Origin of the sequence: Synechococcus sp. R8-2, assembly GCF_047461715.1 — a bacterium.
Classification (GTDB): Bacteria; Cyanobacteriota; Cyanobacteriia; order Thermostichales; family Thermostichaceae; genus Thermostichus.
The window spans coordinates 1-3,892 of the sequence record NZ_JANSHQ010000098.1 but is presented as its reverse complement, the minus strand read 5'-3'; the positions used below and the strand labels follow the sequence as shown (position 1 = coordinate 3,892).

The 3,892-nt window shown below is 57.8% G+C and carries 4 protein-coding genes; 1 reads left to right on the top strand and 3 read right to left on the bottom strand.

Translation table 11 applies throughout. The features are described from left to right. Nucleotides 1-238: 238 nt before the first annotated feature. From NW819_RS02720 to NW819_RS02710, 3 genes are all read right to left on the bottom strand, one after another. Nucleotides 239-478 carry a hypothetical protein gene (locus NW819_RS02720; RefSeq protein ID WP_414412811.1) on the bottom strand — a complete coding sequence of 80 codons (240 nt, stop codon included), beginning with the start codon at nt 476-478 and terminating at the stop codon, nt 239-241. A 90-nt stretch (nt 479-568) separates the two neighbouring features. Continuing rightward, nucleotides 569-2,227, bottom strand: a complete 1,659-nt coding sequence (locus NW819_RS02715) for a TM0106 family RecB-like putative nuclease (RefSeq protein WP_414412810.1) — start codon at nt 2,225-2,227, stop codon at nt 569-571. 61 nt (nt 2,228-2,288) lie between these two features. After that, entirely contained in the window at nt 2,289-2,567 is a 279-nt protein-coding gene (locus NW819_RS02710; RefSeq protein WP_414412809.1) for a hypothetical protein, read from the bottom strand. A 451-nt stretch (nt 2,568-3,018) separates the two neighbouring features. Here NW819_RS02710 and NW819_RS02705 point away from each other — a divergent pair, with 451 nt between their 5' ends. Continuing rightward, entirely contained in the window at nt 3,019-3,867 is an 849-nt protein-coding gene (locus NW819_RS02705; RefSeq protein WP_011433616.1) for an ABC transporter ATP-binding protein, read from the top strand. The last annotated feature ends 25 nt before the right edge of the window (nt 3,868-3,892 follow it).

Below are 3,892 nucleotides of genomic sequence, written 5' to 3'. Positions count from 1 at the left end.
TGTAGCGCAGCTTGGTAGCGCATCTGCTTTGGGAGCAGAGGGCCGCAGGTTCAAATCCTGTCATCCCGATCCTGCCTGCGACGGGAATTGAGCCGTTTACGCTATTGACCGAGAGTTTCCCACCTATCCAGAGCCCCGCAGCCAAAACCCGCATCTATCGGCAGGGGTGCAGTCTTTGTCTTGAAGGCGCAAGAAGCAAACTCTTCGATTCTTCGATGCCATGAAAGAAATGGGCGGATCAGGCAGCCAAGCGGGATCCCTTGTAGCCAGGCTGAGGGAAAAAAGAAGCAAGCACAAAAAAGGCAGGGTTGACTTGCCCCTGCCGAGAAGATCGAGAGTTGAGAGCTTGCTCTCGTTGTCGTAATCGTTGCATCAAGGCGCGGTTCCGTTTGTCCAGTTGGCGCTTACGTGCCGATCCCCCACGACCGCGACGGTTTCTGCCCTGATAGCGAGGAGATTCATGAGATTTCAACAGCATGGGATCCCCTTAATGAACTAAATGGGCCTGTCTAATTCTAAACGAAGCCTCAGCCATTGACCACAAGACCGGCAGCGCAAGCTGCGGCATTCATGGCTGGGGACAGACCACCTTCGTCAACTCATTCGGATGGAGAACTCCACTTTGGGACAACCAGTCTTTTAGCCGATGGGTAGCTCGACAATCATCCTCGTTGTAGATGAGCGAGTGCTCCAAATATCTGCGCTCCCGAGTTTCCAGCCATTGGCTATACCAGTAAATGGACTGGGCGCCATTGGCATCCGGCAGACGCCATTGAAACCCCAACCAGCGGGCGATGTTTTTCAGGGAATAGCTCTCAATCGGTAACACCACCGAGCGTTGCACCCAGGCCTGTAAATCCACAAAGCGCTGCAACAACTGCCGCAGCTGTCGGGGATCCGTGCGGTATTGCTCCCCCAGCCGTCGGCAGGTCTGCACCTCAAAGCCGTGAAAGTGATAGATGGGAGCGTCGGGATAGCGTTGTGCCAGTTGCAAGAATTGCTCCCAAGCTTGCCTTTCTTCCCGCGGCTCGGCGGCCAGGCAACTGTGATAGCTCGCAACCTTTTTCCCCTCGGCTTGCTCCACCACCAGCAGGCCCAGCAGATAGGCGACGTTGTGGCGGGGATCCGCCTCGATATCGAAGTACAGCTCTACGGGTGTGGTGGGCAGGGTTTCCGGGGGGGATTGAATCCAGAGAGGCTGCCGGCTGAGGGTGGCGCGGGCTTGCAGCTGCAGTTGCAGGGCCACGCCGGATCCCAACTTGGGAATGGCTTGCAACCTATCCAACTGAGCGTTGGCCAGGGCTTCAATCGAGTGGATCCCCGCCTCTTGCAAAAGGGGATAGCGGGATCCCGTTACGCCCGGCAGCAGGCTGAGGGGTTGAGCGGCGGCGTTCAACTGGCGACAATGCTCCCGCCAGTGGCAAAGATGGCAGCGGCTGCGGGCCATGAACACCTGCGGTGGTTCCGGCTGGTTGAGGGAGTGCAGGTACTCCTGCAGCAATTGCCGCACCTGTGCTCGTCGGCGGCTCAGGTGGACGGGGTGCCACTTCCCATCTTTCAGGATCAAAATGCCCCGCTTGGGAACGTTTCCCTGCAGGGATCCGAGCAACTCTGCCTGCAAAGCCAGCAACAATTCGTATTCCGGTTTGGGGCGTTTGCCGATACGAATATGAACCGGCAGGTAAGAGGATCGGGCGGCGTGGCGACTTCTGCCAACGAGAGTGGGATCCCGAATCAGCAGATCCAGGGAGCTGCTCACCCAAACTGAACGTCCCTCTGGAACAGCTTCAGGCGGCAACGCAAGAGCGGGCACCATCTCGTAGTCTTCTGGGGCAGGGATGGGATCCCTTGGAGAGGAGGAGTGAGGGACAGGTTCAGAAGCAAGCTGCAACAGCTCTGCCTCAGCAGTACAGTTGAGATCTTCCTGCGGTTGCCAAAACAGCTCTGCGGCAATCCGTCCGCCGTAGATCCGCTCTGCCCCGTCGGCCATAGCTGCCAAGAGAGCCTCGTTGCCCGGCGCGATTCGTTCTCCGGGGAATTGCTCAAACACAGCGGCTGCCAGGGTTTGGCGATCCCGTCGCCATTGCTCCAGCAGGTTGTCCGGCGGCAGCTTGGCCTCTTGAGGGCCAAAGCGATCCAGGTAAGGCAAGCGTCGGCAACGAAAGAAAGCAAGCAGCTCCTCAGCCTCAACAGAACCCTGTCCTGCTGCTGCAACCTGGCACTCCAACGGCGGAAAACCTCAGCTCTGCTGCCATTGTGGCACGCCCCCAGGCTGCCTTTGGGATCCCTCAAGACTTGGGATCCTGAGCGGGCAGGAGATGGGCAATAATGCGCTCAATCGTCTCAGATTGGCAACGAGCTGTATCGGCTTGCTGTTGACATATCGTCTTTAACTCTCCCAGCCAAGTGCTCTGCTCCTGGGATATCAGCACCTGTTGTTGAACAATGGCTTTCAGATGGGTCAGGTCATCCTTGACGAAGCTGACGGCCTCGGCCAGGGTCAACACAGCCCCAACCAGGCGATCCAGCCGGAAGTCAATTTGGTCGAATCGGTCTTTGCTCTGCATTTTCCTTACATTGGTTAGTAGAGGGTATCGGTGGGCGCTGAGGGAGGTCGCTTCACTGAGAAGAAAGCCCCAGTCTGACAGCCAGACCGCTCAAGCTTGTGTCTTTATTGTTACCCATACGTACAGATACGTACAGATATGCCATGAGCTATCCAGCCCAATTTCCCCTTCCAGAGTCTGTACAGGTGTTGTCTTGGGAGTGCGGTTCACCCTTCAGACGCAATGTGTACTATTTTGCAAGATCCAGAGAAAAACCCCAGAGAACGAAATCACAGCCACGCAAAAGCTCAAGAGACAACCCAGACTGCTGCCAGCAGCAGGGATCCCTGATAAGACCTGCAGCTTGCTGACACGGCTGGCGTATGCTGGAGAATAAAGATTTCTTTACACTTTACCGGAGCGGACTGTGACAGCTCTTTCGACGGCCCCAACCTTGCCCCAAACCAAGACGGTGGCGGTGGAAATGCAGGGGGTGTGGAAGCGCTTTGGGCAGCAGGTTGCCGTTCAAGATTTGAGCCTGCAGATCCCCCAGGGGGAAGTGTTTGCCCTGTTGGGGCCCAACGGCGCCGGCAAATCCACCACCATCCGCATGCTTACTAGCCTTACCCGACCCAGCCAGGGATCCATCCGGGTGGGGGGGTATGACGTGGTGCGGGATCCGGTGGCGGTGCGGCAGCAAATTGGCGTAGTTCTGCAGCCTATCACCCTAGAGGCAGAGCTGACCGTTTGGGAAAACCTGGAGTTCCACGGGCGTATGCACCACATCCCCAACCCAGAGCGGCAACGGCGCATCGATGAATGGCTGGAGTATGTGCGGCTGGCGGATCGCCGGCAAGACAAAGTGAAAACCCTCTCAGGGGGAATGAAACGACGCTTGCAGGTGGCCAGGGCGTTACTGCATCGCCCCCAGATTTTGTTTTTGGACGAGCCCACCGTCGGGTTGGATCCCCAGGCGCGGCGGCTGTTGTGGGAGATCTTGCGGGATCTCAATCGGCAGGGCATGACCTTGCTGATTACCACCCACTACATGGAGGAGGCAGAAGAGCTGTGCGACCGCATCGGCATCATGGATGGGGGAAGGTTAATCGAGTTGGGCAGCACCGAGCAACTGCGGGCCAAGTATGGAGAGGCCCTGCTGGTGCGATCCTGTCCTGGCCGGGAGGTGGAGTACACCTTTTTCCCCAGCTTGGCGGAAGCTCAGCGGCAGTTGGAGGCAGAACCCGACAAAACCGGCCTCATGGTGCGCCCGGCCAACTTAGAAGACATTTTTGTGCGTTTGACAGGCCGCCGCTTGGATTAACGGGCCCTCACCCCTGGCCCCTCTC